17 protein-coding genes are annotated in these 19,969 nt (G+C 71.4%); 8 read left to right on the top strand and 9 right to left on the bottom strand.

Features of this window, described 5'->3' with window-relative positions:
- Positions 1 to 85: 85 nt before the first annotated feature.
- Both VSH64_RS12675 and VSH64_RS12670 read left to right on the top strand, forming a co-directional pair.
- Entirely contained in the window at positions 86 to 3,241 is a 3,156-nt protein-coding gene (locus VSH64_RS12675) for a GH92 family glycosyl hydrolase (RefSeq protein WP_326835766.1), read from the top strand.
- Complete coding sequence (locus VSH64_RS12670) at positions 3,238 to 5,355, top strand: FUSC family protein (RefSeq protein ID WP_326837939.1); 2,118 nt, start codon at positions 3,238 to 3,240, stop codon at positions 5,353 to 5,355. Before VSH64_RS12675 ends, VSH64_RS12670 begins: the two co-directional genes overlap by 4 nt.
- On the opposite strand, the gene VSH64_RS12665 is transcribed toward VSH64_RS12670, so the two are convergent.
- Positions 5,339 to 5,701 carry a VOC family protein gene (locus VSH64_RS12665; protein WP_326835765.1) on the bottom strand — a complete coding sequence of 121 codons (363 nt, stop codon included), beginning with the start codon at positions 5,699 to 5,701 and terminating at the stop codon, positions 5,339 to 5,341. The two genes, VSH64_RS12670 and VSH64_RS12665, sit on opposite strands and share 17 nt — an antisense overlap.
- Positions 5,701 to 6,099 carry a nuclear transport factor 2 family protein gene (locus VSH64_RS12660; protein WP_326835764.1) on the bottom strand — a complete coding sequence of 133 codons (399 nt, stop codon included), beginning with the start codon at positions 6,097 to 6,099 and terminating at the stop codon, positions 5,701 to 5,703. The genes VSH64_RS12665 and VSH64_RS12660 overlap by 1 nt, the downstream gene beginning before the upstream one ends.
- A 134-nt stretch (positions 6,100 to 6,233) precedes the next feature.
- Here VSH64_RS12660 and VSH64_RS12655 point away from each other — a divergent pair, with 134 nt between their 5' ends.
- The 3 genes from VSH64_RS12655 (at position 6,234) to VSH64_RS12645 (ending at position 8,337) form a co-directional block, all read left to right on the top strand.
- Positions 6,234 to 6,674, top strand: coding sequence for a MarR family winged helix-turn-helix transcriptional regulator (locus VSH64_RS12655; RefSeq protein ID WP_326835763.1), 441 nt, complete (start codon positions 6,234 to 6,236; stop codon positions 6,672 to 6,674).
- Positions 6,675 to 6,755: 81 nt separating this feature from the next.
- Positions 6,756 to 7,745 (top strand): malate dehydrogenase, encoded by a 990-nt coding sequence (locus VSH64_RS12650; RefSeq protein WP_326835762.1) that lies wholly within the window; start codon positions 6,756 to 6,758, stop codon positions 7,743 to 7,745.
- Between the two features lies 1 nt (position 7,746).
- On the top strand, positions 7,747 to 8,337 hold the full coding sequence (locus VSH64_RS12645) for an AAA family ATPase (RefSeq protein WP_326835761.1): 591 nt from the start codon (positions 7,747 to 7,749) through the stop codon (positions 8,335 to 8,337).
- Positions 8,338 to 8,446: 109 nt separating this feature from the next.
- On the opposite strand, the gene VSH64_RS12640 is transcribed toward VSH64_RS12645, so the two are convergent.
- The 3 genes from VSH64_RS12640 to VSH64_RS12630 form a co-directional block, all read right to left on the bottom strand.
- Complete coding sequence (locus VSH64_RS12640; protein WP_326835760.1) at positions 8,447 to 9,436, bottom strand: RNA polymerase subunit sigma-70; 990 nt, start codon at positions 9,434 to 9,436, stop codon at positions 8,447 to 8,449.
- Positions 9,437 to 9,588: 152 nt separating this feature from the next.
- On the bottom strand, positions 9,589 to 10,575 hold the full coding sequence (locus VSH64_RS12635) for a zinc-binding dehydrogenase (protein ID WP_326835759.1): 987 nt from the start codon (positions 10,573 to 10,575) through the stop codon (positions 9,589 to 9,591).
- Between the two features lie 186 nt (positions 10,576 to 10,761).
- Positions 10,762 to 11,643, bottom strand: a complete 882-nt coding sequence (locus tag VSH64_RS12630; protein ID WP_326835758.1) for an alpha/beta hydrolase — start codon at positions 11,641 to 11,643, stop codon at positions 10,762 to 10,764.
- Between the two features lie 79 nt (positions 11,644 to 11,722).
- Between VSH64_RS12630 and VSH64_RS12625 the strand changes: the two genes are divergently transcribed.
- Positions 11,723 to 12,247 (top strand): helix-turn-helix domain-containing protein, encoded by a 525-nt coding sequence (locus VSH64_RS12625; RefSeq protein ID WP_326835757.1) that lies wholly within the window; start codon positions 11,723 to 11,725, stop codon positions 12,245 to 12,247.
- A 100-nt stretch (positions 12,248 to 12,347) separates the two neighbouring features.
- Here the strand turns inward: VSH64_RS12625 and VSH64_RS12620 are convergent, their stop codons facing one another.
- The gene (locus VSH64_RS12620; protein WP_326837938.1) at positions 12,348 to 14,399 is read right to left on the bottom strand and encodes a M3 family metallopeptidase; all 2,052 of its coding nucleotides are present in this window, start codon (positions 14,397 to 14,399) and stop codon (positions 12,348 to 12,350) included.
- Positions 14,400 to 14,506: 107 nt separating this feature from the next.
- Positions 14,507 to 15,217: a histidine phosphatase family protein gene (locus tag VSH64_RS12615; RefSeq protein WP_326835756.1), complete on the bottom strand. Its 711-nt coding sequence runs from the start codon at positions 15,215 to 15,217 to the stop codon at positions 14,507 to 14,509.
- A gap of 464 nt (positions 15,218 to 15,681) precedes the next feature.
- On the opposite strand from VSH64_RS12615, the gene VSH64_RS12610 reads away from it, so the two are divergent.
- Positions 15,682 to 16,902, top strand: coding sequence for a glycosyltransferase family 4 protein (locus VSH64_RS12610; protein WP_326835755.1), 1,221 nt, complete (start codon positions 15,682 to 15,684; stop codon positions 16,900 to 16,902).
- Positions 16,903 to 16,906: 4 nt separating this feature from the next.
- Here the strand turns inward: VSH64_RS12610 and VSH64_RS12605 are convergent, their stop codons facing one another.
- Positions 16,907 to 17,749, bottom strand: coding sequence for an undecaprenyl-diphosphate phosphatase (locus VSH64_RS12605; RefSeq protein ID WP_326835754.1), 843 nt, complete (start codon positions 17,747 to 17,749; stop codon positions 16,907 to 16,909).
- Complete coding sequence (locus tag VSH64_RS12600) at positions 17,749 to 18,792, bottom strand: LLM class F420-dependent oxidoreductase (protein WP_326835753.1); 1,044 nt, start codon at positions 18,790 to 18,792, stop codon at positions 17,749 to 17,751. The genes VSH64_RS12605 and VSH64_RS12600 overlap by 1 nt, the downstream gene beginning before the upstream one ends.
- Before the next feature lie 123 nt (positions 18,793 to 18,915).
- Between VSH64_RS12600 and VSH64_RS12595 the strand changes: the two genes are divergently transcribed.
- A complete protein-coding gene (locus tag VSH64_RS12595) occupies positions 18,916 to 19,884 on the top strand; it encodes an aldo/keto reductase (RefSeq protein ID WP_326835752.1) in 969 nt (322 codons plus the stop codon).
- The last annotated feature ends 85 nt before the right edge of the window (positions 19,885 to 19,969 follow it).

Below are 19,969 nucleotides of genomic sequence, written 5' to 3'. Positions count from 1 at the left end.
TGTCAAATGCGGTCGGCGTGAGCGGTGCGCCGGCCGGTCGTGGCCACGCCGGGCCGAACGTGGCGCGGCCGACTACCGTGTGCGCGTGACCAGCACCGGGTTCTTCTCATCGTTCGAGGCGGGTGACCCGCAGCCGGTCGCCGCGGGGGTGAAGGTCGATCGCGGGCCCGACCGGTCCCCCACCGCGAAGCCGGGGGTGGGATTCACCGGCGTGCGCGCGCTGCGGTACGGCGGGGTGGCGCGCACGGTGCTGTTCGAGACCGACGTCGAGATCACCGCCCACAGTGCACTGTCCTACGTGGTCTTCCCGGCGTCCGACGCACCGGTTCCCTCGTACCGCAGCACGTTCGTGGCGCTCGACGTCGAGTTCGACGACGGCGGGAGCGCCGGGTTCTCCGCCACCGAGCAGGGGCGGGGCAAAACGCTGCTGGTGGACCAGTGGAACCTCGTGCGCCGGCCGCTCGGCGCGTTCGCCGGACGGCGGGTGCGACGGATCGTGCTGGTCACCGACGCGCCGGGCGGGCGGGACATCACCGGCTGGCTCGACGACGTCCGGATCGGCGAGCACCGGCCGCGCACCGGTGACCCGGTCGACTTCGTGCGCACCACGCGCGGCACGCACTCCGGGTTCGACTTCTCGCGCGGCAACACGTTCCCGGCCACCGCCGTGCCCCACGGGTTCAACTTCTGGACCCCGGTCACCGACGCGCGGGCGCTGGACTGGTTCTACTCCTACCACCGGCACAACACCGCGGCCAACGAGCCGGCGCTGCAGGCGTTCGCGCTGAGCCACCAGCCGAGCCCGTGGATGGGCGACCGGCACACCTTCCACCTCATGCCGGGCACCGGCCCGCTCGAGACCGACCGCCGGCGCCGCGCGCTCACCTTCTCCCACCACGACGAGACCGACCTGCCCCACCACTACGGCGTGCGGTTCGGCAACGGCGTCACGGCCGACCTCGCACCGGCCGACCACGCCGCGATGTTCCGGTTCACGTTCCCCGAAGGCCGCGGCTGGGTGCTGTTCGACAACGCCCGCAACCGCGGCGGGCTGCGCGTGCACCCGGCCAGCGGCACCGTCACCGGCCACACCTGGGTGCGCAGCCGCCTGTCCACCGGCGCGCGGCGCATGTTCGTCCACGCCCAGGCCGACGTGCCCGCGACCGGTGGCGGCCGCGGGCCGCTCTGGCGCCGGGTGCGCGGGCACCTGGAGTTCGCGGCACCGGAGGTGACGCTGCGGATCGCGACGTCGCTGATCAGCCTCGCCCAGGCCCGGCGCAACCTCGAGCTCGAGATCCCGGCCGGCACCACCTTCGAAGAGGTCCGCGACCGGGCCCGGGAGCGGTGGCAGGACGTGCTCGGCCGCGTGGAGCTGGACGGTGCGAGCGAGGACGAGCTCACCACGTTCTACTCCAACCTCTACCGCCTCTACCTGTACCCGAACCGCGCGCACGAGAACACCCCCGGCGGCATCCGCCACGCCAGCCCCGTCGCCCGCGGCCGCGCCTTCAGCACCCGCAAGCGCACCGGCGCGAAGGTCGTGGACGGCGAGCTGTACGTGAACAACGGCTTCTGGGACACCTACCGCACCACCTGGCCCGCGTACGCGCTGCTCACCCCCGAGCGCTGCGGCCGCATGATCGACGGCTTTGTGCAGCAGTACCGCGAAGGCGGCTGGATCGCGCGCTGGTCCTCCCCCGGCTACGCCGACCTCATGACCGGCACGAGCTCCGACGTCGCCTTCGCGGACGCCTACCTCAAAGGCGTCCGCAACTTCGACGTCGAGTCCGCCCACGACGCCGCTCTCAAGAACGCCACCGTCGCCCCGCCGCGCGCCGGCGTCGGCCGCAAAGGCCTCGACACCGCACCCTTCCTCGGCTACACCTCCACCGCGACCCGCGAAGGCCTCTCGTGGGCGCTCGAAGGCTGCCTCAACGACTTCGGCCTCGCCAACCTCGCCGACGCCCTCGCCCGCGAAAGCGAAGGCCCCCGCGCCCGCCGTCGCGCCGACAACGCCGCCTACCTGCGCCAGCGCGCCCAGCACTACGTGCACCACTTCGACCCGCGCATCGGGTTCTTCCAGGGCCGCACCCCCGACGGCGGCCGCCACTTCCCCGCGCAGGGCTACGACCCGGCCGCGTGGGGTGGCGACTTCGTGGAGACCAACGCGTGGAACACCGCGTTCTCCGTACCCCACGACGGCCCCGGCCTCGCCGCCCTGCACGGCGGCACCGCCGGCCTCGAAGCCAAGCTCGACACGTTCTTCACCACCCCCGAGACCGGCCGCAAACCCGGCTCCTACGGCGGCCTGATCCACGAGATGACCGAGGCCCGCGACGTCCGCATGGGCCAGTACGGCCACTCCAACCAGCCCTCGCACCACATCCCGTGGCTCTACGCCTTCGCCGGCGCGCCCGCGAAGCTGCAGCGCACCGTGCGCGAAGTGCTGCGCCGCCTCTACCTCGGCAGCGAGCTCGGCCAGGGCTACCCCGGCGACGAGGACAACGGCGAGATGTCCGCGTGGTACGTCTTCGCCGCCCTCGGCCTCTACCCGCTCACCGTCGGCAGCCCCCGCTACGTGCTGAGCGCGCCGCTGTTCCGCCAGGCGACCGTGCACCTGGAGAACGGCCACGACCTCGTGATCCGCGCACCCGGCGCCGCCACCGCCGAAGACCTGGCCTCCGGCGCACCGGACACGCCGTACGTCCACGGCCTCACCATCGACGGCACCCCGCACCACTCGCCGACCATCCCGCACGCCGTGCTCACCCGCGGCGCCGTACTGGACTTCGACGTCCGCGCCGAACCCGGCACCTGGGGCACCGAACCCGTCACGCCCGCCCACCCCGCGCCCCTGACCGACCTCACCGGCACCGCCTACAGCGCCGACGGTCCCGCCGACCTGCTCGTGGACGACACCAGCCGCACCGAAGCCACCTTCACCACCCGCACCCCGACGATCGAGTTCTCCGTGCACGGGCACCCGCGCGAAGTCACGATGTACACCCTCACCTCCGGCAGCCGCACCGGCGACGCCACCGCGTGGACCCTCGAAGGCTCGGCCGACGGCCGCCGCTGGACCGAACTCGACCGCCGCACCGGCGAGCTGTTCCGCTGGCGCCGCCAGACCCGTCCGTTCGTCCTCGACCGCCCCGCGACCTACGCGCACTACCGTTTGCGGGTCACCGCGGCCACCCGCCGCCGCGTCACCCTCGCCCAATGGGAGCTGCTCGCCCGATGATCGCCGACCTCCGCGACGCCACCCTCGACCGGCTGGCGGCAGCCGACCCCGGCCTCGTCCGCCTGCGGCTCGCCGGCTCGGCCGTGCTCGGCATCATCCTCGCGATCCTCGCCCTGCAGCCCCTGCACTTCCCGCTCACCACCTCACTCGTGGCCGCGATCGCCGCCATGATGAGCGCCTTCACCGTGAACGACCCCACCAGCGGCGGCCAAGCCGTGACCCTGTGCCTCGCCGCCGTCGTCGGCGCCTGCTCCATCACCCTGGCCACCATCGGCGCCGCCTACCCACCGCTGGACAGCATCATCTTCGTGCTGCTGATCTTCGTCGCCGTCTACGTGCAGCGCTTCGGCCCCCGCGGCACCGCACTCGGCTCGATGAGTTTCTTCCTGTTCTTCTTCCCCATGTTCCTCCAAGCCCACCTCGCCCAAGCCCCGCAGCTGCTCATCGCCATGGTCACCGGCGTCGCCGCCAACGCCCTCGTGCGCTTCGTCCTCCTGCGCCGCAACGCCGAATCCGAGTTCATCCGCATCCGCCGCGCCTTCCGCGCCCGCGTCGCCGCCGCCGTGCGCGCCACCGAGGCCTACATCGCCTCCGCCGGCAGCGACCGCAGCAACCGCCAGACCCGCACCGCCCTCGCCCGCCTCCACGAATCCGTGCTGCTCATCGAAGACAACGCCCCCGACGTCGTCGACGCCCGCAACGCCGACCAGCTCCGCCGCCGCGCCATCGAAGTCGAACTCGCCGTCCAGTGGCTCACCATCACCGTGCAGCGCACCTTCGCCCACCCCATCCCCGAAAGCGTCGCCGACGACCTCGTCGCCCGCCTCGCCAAGTTCCGCTCCCTCATGGAACGCGACCCCCGCGAACTGCCCCTCATCAGCGAAACCGGCGAATACAGCCGCATGCTCGTGGCCGGCAGCCGCATCGACGAAAAAGCCCACCCCGGCGACGGCGTCCGCCGCGCCATCGCCGAACTCGCCGTGGCCGACGACCGCGCCCAGCGCGTGGCCGCCCGTGACACCCGGCCCGAGAACACCGTCGACTACTCACTCGACGACGAAGACACCGAAACCGAACCCACCAAGGCGTTCGCCTACGACAACCAGACCCGCAGCGCCATCCAGGCCGTGATCGGCGGCGGGCTCGCCGTGCTCGCCGGCCAGCTCATCTCCCACCAACGCTGGTACTGGGCCGTGCTCACCGTCTTCGTCGTGTTCGTCGGCACCTCCAGCGCCGGCGCCCGCTTCGTGAAAGGCATCCGTCGCACCGGCGGCACCCTCATCGGCATCGTCGGCGGCGTCGCCCTCGCCCTGCTCGTGAGCGGCAACACCGTCGCGATCCTCGCCCTGATCATGGTCTGCGTCTTCGGCATGGTCTACATGTCCCGCGTCTCGCAGTTCCTCATGGCCTTCTTCGTCACCAGCATGCTCGGCCTGCTCTACAGCCTGCTCGGCACCTTCAGCATCGAAGTCCTCTGGATCCGCGTCGCCGAAACCGCCGTCGGCGCCGCCGCCGGCCTGCTCGCCGCCGTGGTGATCCTGCCCGTGCGCACCCGCTCGGTGATGCTCGACGACATCGCCGCCGTGCTCGACGAACTCCACGAATTCGTCGAATCGGCCGAAACCCTGCTCGCCGGCCGCGACAACGTGAACATCATCGAGATGTCGCGCGACCTCGACCGCGCCGTCGAACAGGTCCGCAAGACCATCGAACCCCTCACCCACCCCATCAACCTCCGCAGCGCCCGGCGCGACTACGGCTGGCACGTGCTCACCACCCTGGAAACCATCGCCTTCCGCGCCCGCCACGTCGCCGCCCGCGCCCAGCCCGGCCTGCTCGACGGACCCGTCGCCGACCGCCTCGACCTCTTCGCCGGCCGCGTGCTCGCCAACATCGACCTCGTCGGCGACGCCGTGCGCCACCCCAACACCACCCCCACCACCAAGCTGATCCGCGACGACGGCACCCCCGTGGTCGACCGCATCGACGACGCCGAAACCCGCGCCGTCGTGTCCAGCTTCAGCCACCTCGACGAAGGCATCATCGCGCTGGGCCGCGTGTTCAACGTCGACGCGACCCAGCCCGCCCCCGCCGGCGCTAACCGGCCTTCGTGAGCAGCTCCAGGTTGTGCCCGTCCGGATCGGCGAAATAACAACCCCGCCCGCCGAACATCGTGTTGAGCCCCGCCGTGCGGTGCAGCGGATCGGCATACACCGGCGTCCCCGAAGCGGTGAGCCGCGCCAGCGCGGCGTCGAACTCCGCGTCGCTCACCAGGAACGCGTAGTGCTGCCCCGCCACCCGCTCGGCCTGCGCGAAATCCAGCGTGACCCCGTTGCCCAGCACCACCGGCAGGAACGGCGCCGTCTCCGCGCCCACCGCCAACCCCAGGATCCCCGCGAGGAACCCGGCCGACGCGTCCCGATCCGTCGCCCAGACGATCGTGTGGTTCAGCTCCACCATCACGCACCCCCGCGCGCGAACGCCGGCGGCGCACCGAGCGGACTCAGGTGCATCCCCGCCAGCTGCCACCGCCCATCGCGGCGCACGAGCACGTGCGTGGAGCGGAACTGCCCGTCCACCGGATTGCCCCGGTGCGAAGCCCTCTGGTCGTGCACGCCGACCGCGATCGCGGAATCGCCGTGCTCGCGCACCGCGACGTCCCGCCAGGCCAGCTCGTGCGTGACCAGACCGCCCGAGCGGTAGCGGTCCAGCCACTGGGAGCGGTCCAGCACGAACCCCAGCGGACCGACCAGCTCGAAGTCGTCGGTCGCCAACGCCGCCAGCGTCTCGGTGTCCCCGGCCGTCTCCGCCGCGACCCAGCGGTCGCCCAAGTCGGTGATCTCTTCGGTGGTGCCCATGATCCCTCCCGCGGTTCGTCGTGCGTGGTCAGTCATGCGTGGTCAGTGGGGCAGCTTGACGAGACAAACGTTAGAACTCTAATCGTTAGATGTCAAACGCTTAGTCATCGATCGATCTGCGCTAGAGTTCCCCCGTGCCCCGACCAGCAACCGCCCCCATCGGCGTCGTCCTCGCCCGCACCGCCAAAACCGCGGGCCACGCCTTCGACCAAGCCCTCGCCGCCGTCGGCGGCTCCCAACCCGTCTGGCAGATCCTCATCGCCCTCAAAACCCACCACCACACCAGCCAACGCGAACTCGCCGACGCCGTCGGCATCCAAGGCGCCACCCTCACCCACCACCTCAACGGCATGGAAACCGCCGGCCTCCTCACCCGCACCCGCGACCCCGAAAACCGCCGCGTCCACCACGTCGACCTCACCGACCACGGCGAAACCACCTTCCACCGCCTCGCCGAAGCCGCCGTCGCCCACGACAACCGCCTGCGCACCGGCCTCACCGACCACGAAATCGCGACACTGGCCACACTGCTCGGCCGCCTCGCCGCCAACGTCACGACACCCGCCGGAGAGTGACTGGACGCACCCGAACGAACGCGGGCGCGAGTACTAGAGTCGCCTTACTAGCCAAAGTCGTCTCAAGCTGGAGAACCCGCTATGACCCAAGCCCCTGTCAACGTCACCGTCACCGGTGCGGCCGGCCAGATCGGCTACGCGCTGCTCTTCCGCATCGCGTCCGGTCAGCTCCTCGGCCCGGACACCCCGGTGAAGCTGCGGCTCCTCGAGATCCCGCAGGCGGTCAAGGCGGCTGAGGGCACCGCGATGGAGCTCGACGACGGCGCCTTCCCGCAGCTCGCCGGGATCGACATCTTCGACGACCCCAAGCAGGCGTTCTCCGGCACCAACATCGCCCTGCTCGTCGGCGCCCGCCCCCGCACCAAGGGCATGGAGCGCGGCGACCTGCTCGAGGCCAACGGCGGCATCTTCAAGCCCCAGGGCGAAGCCATCAACGCCGGCGCGGCCGACGACATCCGCGTCCTCGTGGTGGGCAACCCGGCCAACACCAACGCCCTCATCGCCAAGTCGCACGCCCCCGACGTGCCGGCCGACCGCTTCACCGCGATGACCCGCCTCGACCACAACCGCGCCCTCGCGCAGCTGTCGAAGAAGCTCGACGTGCCGGTCTCGGAGATCAAGCGCCTGGCCATCTGGGGCAACCACTCGGCCACGCAGTACCCGATGATCACCCACGGCACCGTCGGCGGCAAGAACCTCGCCGAGGCCGTCAACGACCAGAAGTGGGTCGAAGAGACCTTCATCCCCACCGTCGCCAAGCGCGGCGCCGCCATCATCGAGGCCCGCGGCCTGTCCTCCGCCGCCTCCGCCGCCTCGGCCGCCATCGACCACGTCTACACCTGGGTCAACGGCACCGCCGAAGGCGACTGGACCTCCGCCGCCGTGATCTCCGACGGCTCCTACGGCGTCCCCGAGGGCCTCATCTCGTCCTTCCCCGTCACCGCCAAGGACGGCAAGTACGAGATCGTCCAGGGCCTCGAGATCGACGACTTCTCCCGCACCCGCATCGACGCCACCGTCGGCGAGCTCGCCGAGGAGCGCGACGCCGTGCAGAAGCTCGGCCTCATCTGAGTTGAGCACCGGTTCTCCCGAGGGCCGCTCCGGATCCGTCCGGGGCGGCCCTCGCCTCATCCACCTCAACGGACCGTCCGGCATCGGGAAGTCCACCGTCGCCCGCCTCTACGCCGACCGCCACCCCGGCGTGCTCGACCTCGACACCGACCGCATCGTGTCCCTGATCGGCGGCTGGCGCGCCGACTTCTTCGGCACCCTGCCGATGGCCCGCCGGTTGGCCGTCACCATGACGGAAACCCATCTGCGGTCCGGCTTTTCCGTCGTGATGCCGCAACTGGCGACGCACCTCAACGAAGTTTCCGGTTTCGAGGAGGCCGCGCGTGCGGCAGGAGTGCCGTACGTCGAGATCGCGCTGACCGCGGCGAAGCCCCACGCGTTCGACCGCTACTCGTCGCGCTCCAGCGACGGTCCCGCCCGTGACATCGACGAGATCATCGGCCGGGCCGGCGGACTGGAGCTGATCGACCGCGTCCACGACCACCTCGCGGCGTACCTCAGGCAGCGTCCGAAGTGCACGGTGGTCGATACGGAAACCCTTGACGTGGAGCAGACCTACGCCGCCGTGCTCGAGATCCTCGGCGTTCCGTAGCGTTCTTTGGTTATGTTTGTGTAGTGGCTGCGGCGATTTTTTGCCCACCCGGCTGCGGTATAGGGCGTTATACATTTTGACATGACTGTCCACACCCGACTCTTCGGGGTCAGTCCGCGAGCGTGGCGGGAAAGCCGAACAGGGTCACCAGCTCCTCGTCGTGGAACGCCACGACCCGGAAGACGCCGTCGGCGGCCGGATCGAGCACCACGATGCCTCTCCCCCGGTACACCCCGGCCTCGTCCCGGTGGTACTCGACGGCGGCGGGCTGGCCGTTGGCCATGGTGGCGAGCATCCGCCAGTCCCCCGGCGCGCCCAGCACGTCGGCGGTGAGCAGGCGAAGGCAGTTCACCAGGCCGGCCTGCCACTCGCGGAACGGCGTCGCCTCCAGTGTCGCGTCCGTGCGCAGCACCTGTTCCAGGAGCGTGGCATCCGAGCGTTCGAAGGCGGTGATGTACCCGTCGAGCAGCGCTCGAGCCCGCGGGTCGGCCGGTTCCAGCAGCTGCTCCGGGCGGGGTTCCAGCTCGCTGAGCCGCGCCCGGGCGCGCTGCAGTCCGCTCTTCACCGCCGCCGTGGTGGTTCCGAGCAGCTGTGCGGTTTCAGCGGCGGAGAAGGCGAGCACCTCGCGCAGCAGGAGGATCGCGCGCTGGCGGGCGGGCAGGTGCTGCAGGCTCGCGATCAGGGCCAGCCGCAACGATTCGCGCGCGACGGCCGAGGTGGCGGGATCGTCGGGTGCGATCCACCGGTCCGGCCACGGTTCCAGCCAAACGACCTCGCTCGGCACACCGGGAGCGGCCGGGCGTTCGGCTCCGTCCTGCGGACCGCCCAGACCCGAGGGCAGCATCCGGATCTTTCGCGGCTGCACCGCCGTGAGGCAGACGTTGGTGGCGATCTTGTAGAGCCACGAACGGATCGACGCCCGGCCCTCGAACCCGGCGTAGGACCGCCAGGCGCGCAGGTAGGTTTCCTGCACGAGGTCCTCGGCGTCGTGCGCCGAGCCGACCATGCGGTAGCAGTGGGCCAGCAGCTCCCGCCGGAACGGCTCGGTTTCGGCGGCGAACCGGTCCCGATCCGCCGGCTCCCGCACCTGGGCCGTCATGCGGAGAGTCTAGGTCGTGGCCTGAGGTGCACCGTGGCTCGCCGGCTGACCATGCGTCGCTCCTCTACCGGGGCGATCCCGTGGGTCGGGACCCTGTCCTCGTAAGACCGGCCGACCGGGCCGAAGGAATCGAACCGCAGGTCAACGCGGTGTCAGGGCCGCAGCGCGAGCTTGCCGACGGTCGCTCTCGCCTCCAGCTCCGCGAGGGCTTTCGGACCGTCGGCCAGGTCGTAGACGGTCGGGCATTCGGGTGGGAGGACGCCGTCGTGGACGAGAGCGGACAGCTCACCCAGTACCTCGCGGAAGATCCGGGGAGCCGACTGGCTCAGCGTCCCGAGGTTGAGGCCGACCACGTGGACTTGGTAGCGGTACACCAGGTCCCAGTTGGTGATCGCGGCTTCGCCGCCCGCCAACCCGTACACGACCACCCGGCCGGTGACCGGCTTCGCCGAAGCCAGGGCGGCCGCGAAGCCGGCACCGCCGGCCGACTCCAGTACCAGATCGACACCGGCGCCACCGGTCAGCCGCCGGACTTCGGTGGTGAGATCCGGGTCCGCGGAGTCCAGGACGTGATCGGCGCCGAGTGCGCGCACCGTCTCGTGCTTGGCCGGAGAGGCGGTCGCGATGACCTTCGCGCCGTAGTGCTTGGCCAGCCTCACCGCGGCCTGGCCGGTGGCACCCGCCGCGGCGTGGATCAGCACCGTCTCGCCGGAGACCAGCTGCCCTAGCGGCCGCAGCGCCGCGAGCGCGGCCGGCCGGTTCACGACCAGGCCCAGCGCCTGTTCGGCCGTCCAGCCGGCCGGCACCGGCAGCACCGCGGCGGCGGGCAGCACCGCGTACTCGGCGAACGCGCCGGACGCGACGCCGATGACCAGCACCCCCGGGCCGGTGGCCTCCGGACCTGCCGCGACGACCTCGCCCGCGGCCTCGAAACCCGCCACGTACGGAGGCCGCGGGCCACCCCGGAACACGCCGCGGGCCTGCGAGAGGTCGGCGAAGTTGACCCCGGCGGCGTGGACCTTGATCAGCACCTCACCCCGGCCCGGAGCCGGGACCGGCGCGTCGGTGATCAACCGCAGGTCTCGCGGCCCCGCGAACGACGTCTGCTGCAGGGCGCGCATGGTGGCGGGAATGCTCACGGCGATCAGCTCTCCTTCGGCTTGCCGAACCGTCGAAGAAGAAGACCTCCGGCCCCACCGAAAGGAATCGGTGGCTGGTCCTTGCGGGGTTTTGGGGTTGAGGCCGCCGACTGTTTTTTCGCCTCACGACCCGACGTATAGGGCGTTATACACTTCAATCAGTGCCGGCCTGCGCGTGGATCGTCCTCAGAGGACGGAGCGGATCGCCGCCACCACCGCGTCCTCGTGGTCGAGGTGCATCGTCTGGTGTGCCGCACCGTCGAGGACGCGGTGCTCTCCCCTCGACACCGAAGCCGCGATCGCCTCGTGCAGCGCCTTGATCCCCGCGAGCATCTGTTCCATCAGCTCCGGCGAAGCGAACTGCGCCCAGTACGGGTTGGCACCGAGCGCGCTCAGCACCACGAGCGGGACGTCGGGCAGCCCTCCCCCGGCGCGAACCTGGTCGTACACCTCGGTTTCGAAGTTCCGCGTCTCCAGCACGGCCGTCCGCCACTCCGTGAGGTGCTTGTCCACCAACGCTTCCCGCACTCCGTCGGGCCAGTTCGCGTACAGCCCCAGCAAGGCGTCGCGCGAGGCTTCCAATTGCGCGGAGGTCGGCTCGGGCAGGGCGGCCGAGTCGGGCTTGAGGCTCTCGTTCAGCTCCGCCGCCTCCTTGGGGAGGAACTCGAGGATGTCCTCGTGGCCCGGATCGAGGAACACCAGGCCGGCGACCTCGGCGGGGAACCGCTGCGCGTACCGGCGGGCGTAGAGCGCGCCGAGCGAATGTCCGGCCAGCACGTACGGCCCGGGCACGCCGGCGGCCGCCAGTAGCGCTCGCAGCTCGTCGGTCACCTCGTCGGGTGTGCGCGGCAGCTCGACAGCGTCGCTCCAGCCCGTGCCGGCGCGGTCGTAGACCACGCTGGTAGTGAACTCCGCGACCCGCTGGTGGACGTTGAGGAAGTCGTAGGCCATCAGGCCCGCGCCGGGCAGGAACACCACCGGCGTGCCGCCCTCCCCCGACCGGTGCAGCAGCAGCCGGCTCCCGGCCACTTCGTAGTGCTCGCCGAGTGGTGCCACGTCGACCTTCATGCCGAACCTCCCGCGCCGGGCCCCCAGAGGCTACCGTTCTCAATATTGAGAATGGTAGCAGATGTGCGACCATACCCGCGTGGACGATCTCGAACTCCTGGTGCACCCGGTGCGGCTGCGCGTGGTGCACGCACTGTCCGGCGGACGCCCGCTGACCACGACCGAGCTGGCCGCACGCATCCACGACGTGTCGAAGGCGACCCTGTACCGCCACGTCGGCCTGCTCGCCGAGGCCGGGATCCTCGAGGTGGCCGAGGAACAACGCGTCCGGGGTGCCGTCGAGCGCAGCTACCGGCTGCGGCGCGACCGCGCGGTGGTCGACGCCGACGCGGCGGCCTCGGCGACCCTCGACGACCACCGCAAGGTGTTCGCGACCGCGATGACCACGCTGATCGCCGAGTTCACCGCGTACCTGGGCCGGCCCGGCGCGAATCCGGTCGAAGACCTGGTGGGCTACCGCCAGCACTCGGTGTGGCTCAGCCACGAAGAGCTCGCCGAGCTGATCACCGACCTGCGCGAAGTCCTGCTCCCCCGCCTGCGCAACGAGCCGGCACCCGGCCGGCGCCAGCACCTCCTCAGCCCGATCTTGTTCCCCCTGGAGTGACTAAGGTCGGACACTCGCCCGATCGTATAGGTCGTTATACAGTCCACAAGAGACAAAAGTGGGGCCGACCGAGAACGGCCGGCCCCACTCGAGAAGACGATCAGGCTCCCGCGAGACCCCGGCGCTCCAGCAGCGGCTGGATCTCCGGCTCGCGGCCGCGGAAGTTCGCGAACGCCGCCATCGGGTCCACGCTCCCGCCGCGGCCCAGGAGCGTCGAGCGGAAGTGGTCGCCGTTTTCGCGCTTGAGGCCGCCGTTCTCACGGAACCACTGCACGGTGTCGGCGTCGAGGACCTCGCTCCAGATGTAGGAGTAGTAGCCCGCGCTGTAGCCGCCACCGAACACGTGGTTGAAGTAGGTGGTGCGGTAGCGCGGCGGCACGCTTTCCAGCGCCACGCCGGCCTTCTCCAGCGCGTCGGCCTCGAAGCGCTGCACGTCCTCCACGCGGTCGTCCACGCCCAGGCGGTGCCACGCGAGGTCGAGCAGTGACGCGGCCAGGTACTCGGTGGTCTTGAAGCCCTCGCCGTACTGCTGCGCGGCTTCCAGCTTCGCGACCTGCTCGGCGGGCAGCGGCTCGCCGGTCACGTGGTGCTTGGCGTAGTTCGCCAGCACCTCGGGCCACAGCATCCACATCTCGTTGACCTGCGACGGGTACTCCACGAAGTCCCGCGGCACGCTCGGGCCGGAGAACGTGGGGTACTCGACGCCCGAGAGCAGCCCGTGCAGCGCGTGGCCGAACTCGTGGAACACGGTGGTGACCTCGTCGAGCGTGAGCAGGGTCGGCTCCCCCGCCGGCGGCTTCGCGACGTTGAGCACGTTGACCACCACGGACTTGCGCCCCAGCAGGGCCGACTGCTCCACGAACCCGTTCATCCACGCGCCACCGCGCTTCGAGTCGCGCGTGTAGTAGTCCACGAGGAACAGGCCCATGCCGCTGCCGTCGGCGTCGAAGACCTCGAAGGTCCGCACCTCCGGGTGGTACTTCGGGAGGTCGTCGCGCTCGGTGAAGGTGAGGCCGTAGAGGTGGTTCGCGGCGAAGAACACACCGTCGGTGAGCACGCGGTTGAGCTCGAAGTACGGGCGCAGCGCGGCGGTGTCCACCTCGTAGCGCTCGCGGCGCACCTTCTCGGCGTAGAACGCCCAGTCCCACGGCTTCAGCGTGGCCCCGGGAACGTCGGCTTCGAGGTGGCGCTGCAGCTCGGCCGCTTCCTCGCGGGCGTTGGCCACGGCGACCGGCGCCAGCCGCTCCAGCAGACCGGTGGCGGCTTCGGCGGTCTTGGCCGTCTCGTCGGCGATCACGTACGACGCGTGGTCCGGGAAGCCCAGCAGCACCGCGCGCTCGGCGCGCAGCCGCACGATCTCGGCGACCACGGCGTTGTTGTCGTACTCGTTGCCGCGGTTGCCGCGCGAGACCGACGCGGTGAAGATGCGCTCGCGCACCGCCCGGTTCTCCAGCGACTCCAGGGCCGCCTGCGCGGTGGGCAGCGTGAGGTTCAGGACGTACTTGCCCTCTTCGCCGCGGGCCGTGGCCGCTTCGGCCGCGGTCGCGATGGCGCCTTCGTCGAGACCCGCGAGGTCGGCGGCGTCGTCGAGGACCACGGCGAGCTCGTTGGTGTCGCGCAGCAGATTCTGCTGGAACTTCGTCTGCAACGTGGAGAGCTGCTCGTTGAGCTTGCGCAGCTTCTCCTGCTCGGCGTCGGGCAGCCCGGCGCCCGCGCGGCTGAAGTCCGTGTGGCGGCGCTCCAGCAACCGCAGCGACTCGGGGTCGAGACCGAGGCTCTCGCGGCGCTCGTACAGCGCGTTGATCCGCGCGAACAGCTTCGGGTCCAGGTGAATCGCGTCGGAGTGCGCGGCCAGCTTCGGGGCCAGCTCGGCCTGGATCTCCTGGATCTCGTCGGTCGAGTCCGACCCGGAGACGTTGAAGAACGTGCCGCCGGCCCGCCCCAGCAGCTCCCCCGCCCGCTCGAGCGCCACGATCGTGTTCTCGAACGTCGGCTCGGCCGGGTTGTCCGCGATCTCCCGGATCTCGGCGACGTGGGCGGTCAGGCCCTCCTCGAACGCGGGCCGGTAGTGCTCGACCGCGATCCGGTCGAACGGCGGCAGGGCGTAGGGCAGCTCACTCGGGGTGGCGAACGGGTTGTCCGGCGAAATCATCGGGTTGCGCTCCTGGTTCTTCACGTGCTTTTCCCGCGTTGATTCCGCCCACCCTACGGGTTTCGCCGCCCTGGTCGAGCGCCTTTCGTCGCGCGCGTCCGCGCGGCTCAGTGCCCGGTGCTGCCGCCGACCACCGCGTCGCTGTCACTCGCCTTCTTGCCGCGCGAGGTCTTCTTCTTCGGCGGCGGGGGCACGATGCCCTTGAGGTCGCCGCCGTTCTCGTTCACGCGCAGCACGAACGGCCGCGTCTCGGTGTAGCGGATCACCGACACCGACGCCGGGTCCACCACGATCCGCTGGAACGCGTCGAGGTGCTGGCCCAGCGCGTCGGCCAGCAGCGCCTTGATCACGTCACCGTGGCTGCACGCCACCCACACGGCGTGGTCACCGTGCTCGGCGGCGATCCGGGCGTCGTGCGCGCGGACCGCGGCCACCGCGCGGGCCTGCATCGCCGCCAGACCCTCCCCGCCCGGGAACACCGCCGCGGACGGATGCGCCTGCACCACCCGCCACAACGGCTCCTTGACCAGCGTCTTCAGCTCACGACCGGTCCACTCGCCGTAGTCCACTTCGGACAGGCGCGGCTCCACCGTCTTGTCCAGACCCAGCGCGGAGGCCAACGGCGTCACCGTCTGCTTGCACCGCAGCATCGGCGAAACCACCAGCTCGGCGATCGGCACCCCCGCCAGCCGCTCCACCAGCTTCTCGGCCTGCGTGCGGCCGGTGTCGTCGAGACCGACCTTCGGCGTGCGCCCCGCCAGGACGCCGGACCCGTTCGCGGTGGACTTCCCGTGCCGCAGAAGAATGACCGTACTCACGGGCTCTACCGTATCTTCCCCGGCTTCGCCGGGTCGTACGGATCGCTGTGTTTTCGGCCCCGGCTTCGCCGGGGCGTGCGAGATCGCCTAGAAGCCGGCTTCCCGATTGTGCGGTCGGATCGGCCGGGGGCCGATCGAACCGCACAATCGGGAAGCCGGCGCGATCTCGCGCCGTGGTGACGTTCAGGGCCTTGCTTGGAAGCATGCCTGGTTCCTGGGTGTTCCTGGGGACGGTCGGCATGGGGCCGAGCGCGCCGCGATGGGGAAGCCGGCGCGATCTCGCGCTGTGGTGACGTTGAGGGCTTTGCTGGAAGGCATGCCTGGTTCCTGGGTGTTCCTGGGGACGGTTGGCCTGGGGGCCGAGCGCGCGCGATCGGGAAGTCGGCGCGATCTCGCGCCGTGGTTGCGGCGGGGCGTTGCCTGGTGGGCATGCCTGGTTCGTGTGGTGTTCCTGGGGATGTTTCGTGCGTGTCATCGAGTTGGATCACCGGATGACGCCCACGCAGCACCCGGGGTCCCCGTTGCGGGTCCTTGTCGTGACCGAGTCGTACCCGCCGCAGGTCAACGGGGTCGCGCACACCGCGTTCCGGGTCGCCGAGCACCTGAGCCGGCGGGGGCACGCGCCGCTGGTGGTGGCGCCCACGGCGCCGATCGGGCTGAGGGCGGAGCAGCCGGCGGAGGCCGGGCTGTCGCCGGTGGTGCGGGTGCCGGCGCTGTCGTTCCCGGGGTACCCCGACGTCCGCATGGCGCTGCCGACACGGGCGGTGGCCCGCGCGATCGCGGCGCACCGGCCGGACGTGGTGCACCTGTCGAGCCCGTTGCTGCTGGGCGCCCACGCGGTGCGGGCCGCGCTGAAGCGGCAGGTGCCGATCGTCGCGGTCTACGAGACGGACGTGGCCGCCTACTGCGCTTCCTACGCGCCGCGCGTGCCCGGCGGTTCGCGGTACGTGTGGCGGCGGCTGCGCGGGATCCACGGGCCGGCCGACCGCACGATCGTGTCGTCCAGCGCGTCGCGGCGAGCGCTCGAAGCCCAGGGCATCCCGCGGGTGCACCTGCTCCCCCACGGCGTCGACTCGACCCGGTTCGACCCTCGCCACCGCGACGCGGACCTGCGCCGCCGGCTCGCCCCGAACGGCGAGCTCCTCGTGGGCTACGTCGGCCGCCTGGCGCCGGACAAGCACGTGGAGCTGCTGCGCGAGGTCTGCGGCCTGCCCGGCGTGCGGGTGGTCGTGGTCGGCGACGGCCCCAACGCGCCCAGCCTGCGGGCCGCGCTGCCCGACGCGACGTTCCTGGGCCTGCGCGTCGGCGACGAGCTGGCCCGCATCTACGCGTCGCTCGACATCTTCGTGCACACCGGGCCGTTCGAGACCTTCGGCCTCACCATCCAGGAGGCCATGGCCAGCGGGCTTCCCGTGGTCGCGCCCGCCGCCGGTGGCCCGCTCGACCTCGTCGTCGACGGCCACACCGGCTTCCTGGTCCCGCCGCTCGACCCGGCCGCGCTGCGGGACGCCGTGTGCCGCCTCGTGGCCTCACCGGCACACCGTGCCGCCTTCGGCAAGGCCGGCCGCGCCACCGCGGTCCACTGCACCTGGGAAGCCTCCGGCGACCGCATGATCGACCACTACCAGCAGGTACTGGGCGAACGATCCCCGCTGGACGCCTCCCACCGCCCCGCGGCCGCCTGACCACTCAGCTCCCGACGGGCCCGGCGTTGGGGTCGAGCACGCCGGTGAAGATCAGGACGAACAGCAAGACCCCGAGCACCAGGCGGTAGATCACGAACGGCACGAAGCTCTTCCGCTTGATGTACGCCATCAACCACGCGATCACCACGTACCCGACGCCGAAGGCCACCAGCGTCGCCAGGATCGTCGGGCCCCACTGCGCGGTCTCGCCGTTTTCGCCGATGTCGGTGAGCTTGTAGAGGCCCGAGCCGAACACCGCCGGCAGCGCCAGCAGGAACGAGTACTCCGCGGCGTCCGCGCGGGTGTAGCCCATGAACAGGCCGGCGCTGGTCGTGCCGCCCGAGCGCGAGACGCCCGGGATCAGCGCCAGGGCCTGCGCGAACCCGAAGCCGAGGCCGTGCGGCACGTTCAGGTCGTCGAGGGTGCGCCGCTGCTTGCCGACGCGGTCGGCGATCAGCAGGATCACGCCGAACACGATCAGCGTCGTCGCGGTGATGCGCAGGTCGCGGAAGGCCTCGTCGATCTGGTCCTGCAGCAGCAGGCCGAGCACCACGATCGGGATCGAGCCCACGATGATCAGCCAGCCCAGCCGCGCGTCCGGGTCGTGGCGCCAGCTGCGGCGGTAGAGCGAGAAGAACCAGGCCTGCAGGATCCGGCCGATCTTCTTGCCGAAGTACAGGATCACCGCCAGCTCGGTGCCGATCTGCGTCACGGCCGTGAACGCCGCGCCCGGGTCGTCCCAGCCGACGAGCGCGGCCACGATCCGCAGGTGCGCGCTGGAGGAGATCGGCAGGAACTCCGTGAGCCCCTGCACCAACCCCAGCACCAGTGCTTCGAACCACCCCATCAGGCCACTCCCGCCAGCTCGATCGCTTCCACGGCGGTCCGCAAGGCCGCCTCGAATCCCGCGGACTCCCCGTACGGAGTCACGGACAACGTCGTCACGCCCGCCTCGGCGTAGGCCGCCATGCGCTCGGCGATCCGCTCCCGCGGGCCGAGCAGGGACGTCGCGTCGAGGAACTCCAGCGGCACGGCCGCCTGAGCCCCCGCGTAGTCGCGGGCGAGGTAGAGCTCCTGCACCGCGGCCGCCTCGGCCTCGAACCCCATCCGCCCGGCCAGGTGGTTGTAGAAGTTCTGCTTCCGGCTGCCCATGCCGCCCAGGTACAGGGCGGCGTGAGCGCGCACGGCGTCCGCGCACTCGCGCCAGTCGGGCCCGACCACCAGTGGCACGGCCGGCGCGACGTCGAACCCGTCGAGCGTCCGGCCGGCGGCTTCGGCGCCCGCGCGCAGGTGTGCGAGCTGCTCACCGGCGTGCTCGGGCGAGAAGAACACCGGCAGCCAGCCGTCGGCGATCTCGCCGGTGAGCTCGAGGTTCTTCGGCCCGATCGCGGCGAGGTACACCGGCACCTGCTTGCGCTCGGGCCGGAAGCTCAGGCCCAGCGCCAGCCCCGGTCCGTCGGGCAGCGGCAGCTCGAAGTGCTCACCGCTGAACCGCACGCGCCGGCGCGACTGCACCGCCCGCACGATCTCCACGTACTCGCGGGTGCGGCCCACCGGGTCGGCGAACCGCACGCCGTGCCAGCCCTCCGACACCTGCGGACCCGACACGCCCAGGCCGAGCCGGAACCGGCCGCCCGAGAGCGTGTCGAGGGTGGCGGCCGTCATGCCCGTCATCGCCGGCGTCCGCGCCGGGATCTGCAGCACGGCGCTGCCCACGTCGATGCGCTCGGTGCGCGCCGCGATCCAGGTGAGCATCGTCACGGCGTCGGAGCCGTAGGCCTCGGCTGCCCACACCACGGCGTAGCCGAGTTCGTCCGCTCTTCGAGCCAGCACCAGGTTCGCGGAGTTGTCCCCGGTGCCCCAGTAACCGAGGTTGAGTCCCATTCGCACGGCCGGAAACGTACCGATCCCGCCCCGGGGGCCGTGCCGTGGGTGCACCGACGGGATGACCGGCCGCGACACGGCGTCACCTTGGTCAAGTACGGGCCGGGCCGACGGCTAGGCTCGGCGGTCGTGGAAAAGCGACAGCTCGGCCGGTCGGGACTGCGGGTCTCGCGCCTGGCGCTCGGCACGATGACGTGGGGCGGCGACACCGACGCCGAGGAGGCGGCGAGCCAGCTCGTCGCGTTCGTCGACGCCGGCGGCACGCTGGTGGACACCGCGGACATCTACGCCGAGGGCGAGGCCGAGCGGGTGCTCGGCAGCCTGCTGGGCGACCTGGTGCCGCGCGACGACGTGGTGCTGGCCACCAAGGCCGTCGCCCGGCGCACCGACGGGCCCTTCGGCGGCGGCGCGTCCCGGGGCGCGCTGCTGAGCGCGCTCGACGGCTCGCTGCGCCGGCTCGCCACCGACCACATCGACCTCTGGCAGCTGCACGCGTGGGACGCGGGGGTGCCGATCGAGGAGACTCTCTCGGCGCTGGAGTACGCGGTGACCAGCGGCAAGGTCCGCTACATCGGCGTGTCGAACTACGCGGGCTGGCAGCTCGCCACGGCCGCCTCCCGCGCGAGCGCGGTGGCCCCGATCGTGTCCTGCCAGTACGAGTACTCGCTGCTCGAACGCGGAGCCGACCGCGAGGCCGTGCCCGCCGCCCTGCACCACGGCATCGGGCTGCTGCCCTGGGCGCCGCTCGGGCGCGGCGTGCTCACCGGCAAGTACCGCACGGGCACGCCCGCCGATTCGCGCGGCGCGTCCAGCGAGTTCGCCGGCTACGTGGAGCACCACCGCACCGACCGCGCGGCCCGGATCGTGCAGGCCGTGGCCACGGCCGCCGACGGGCTCGGCACCTCGCCGCTCGTCGTCGCGCTGGCCTGGGTCCGCGACCGGCCGGGGGTGGTCGCGCCGGTCGTCGGCGCCCGCGACACCGGCCAGCTCACCGGCTCGCTGGCCGCCGAAGACCTCACGCTCCCGCCCGCCATCCGCAGCGCTCTCGACGACGTGAGCTGCGTGGATGTCGGTTATCCGGAGCGCGGACCGAAATGAGGCGCAGGTGTCTGTTGGATGACGCACACGTGACGGCACGGGAATCGTGGGGGATGCTGGTGAGGACACCTCGCCGAGGGACAGC

The sequence above is a fragment of the Amycolatopsis rhabdoformis genome, from assembly GCF_035918295.1.
In the GTDB taxonomy this organism is placed as follows: domain Bacteria; phylum Actinomycetota; class Actinomycetes; order Mycobacteriales; family Pseudonocardiaceae; genus Amycolatopsis; species Amycolatopsis rhabdoformis.
This window is presented reverse-complemented; position numbering and strand designations above follow the sequence as displayed.

Excerpts from the sequence above, each read along its gene's own strand:
- VSH64_RS12670 (WP_326837939.1), top strand. The coding sequence starts at position 3,238 with ATGATCGCCGACCTCCGCGACGCCACCCTCGACCGGCTGGCGGCAGCC.
- VSH64_RS12665 (WP_326835765.1), bottom strand. The coding sequence starts at position 5,701 with ATGGTGGAGCTGAACCACACGATCGTCTGGGCGACGGATCGGGACGCG.
- VSH64_RS12660 (WP_326835764.1), bottom strand. The coding sequence starts at position 6,099 with ATGGGCACCACCGAAGAGATCACCGACTTGGGCGACCGCTGGGTCGCG.
- VSH64_RS12650 (WP_326835762.1), top strand. The coding sequence starts at position 6,756 with ATGACCCAAGCCCCTGTCAACGTCACCGTCACCGGTGCGGCCGGCCAG.
- VSH64_RS12640 (WP_326835760.1), bottom strand. The coding sequence starts at position 9,436 with ATGACGGCCCAGGTGCGGGAGCCGGCGGATCGGGACCGGTTCGCCGCC.
- VSH64_RS12630 (WP_326835758.1), bottom strand. The coding sequence starts at position 11,643 with ATGAAGGTCGACGTGGCACCACTCGGCGAGCACTACGAAGTGGCCGGG.
- VSH64_RS12620 (WP_326837938.1), bottom strand. The coding sequence starts at position 14,399 with ATGATTTCGCCGGACAACCCGTTCGCCACCCCGAGTGAGCTGCCCTAC.
- VSH64_RS12605 (WP_326835754.1), bottom strand. The coding sequence starts at position 17,749 with ATGGGGTGGTTCGAAGCACTGGTGCTGGGGTTGGTGCAGGGGCTCACG.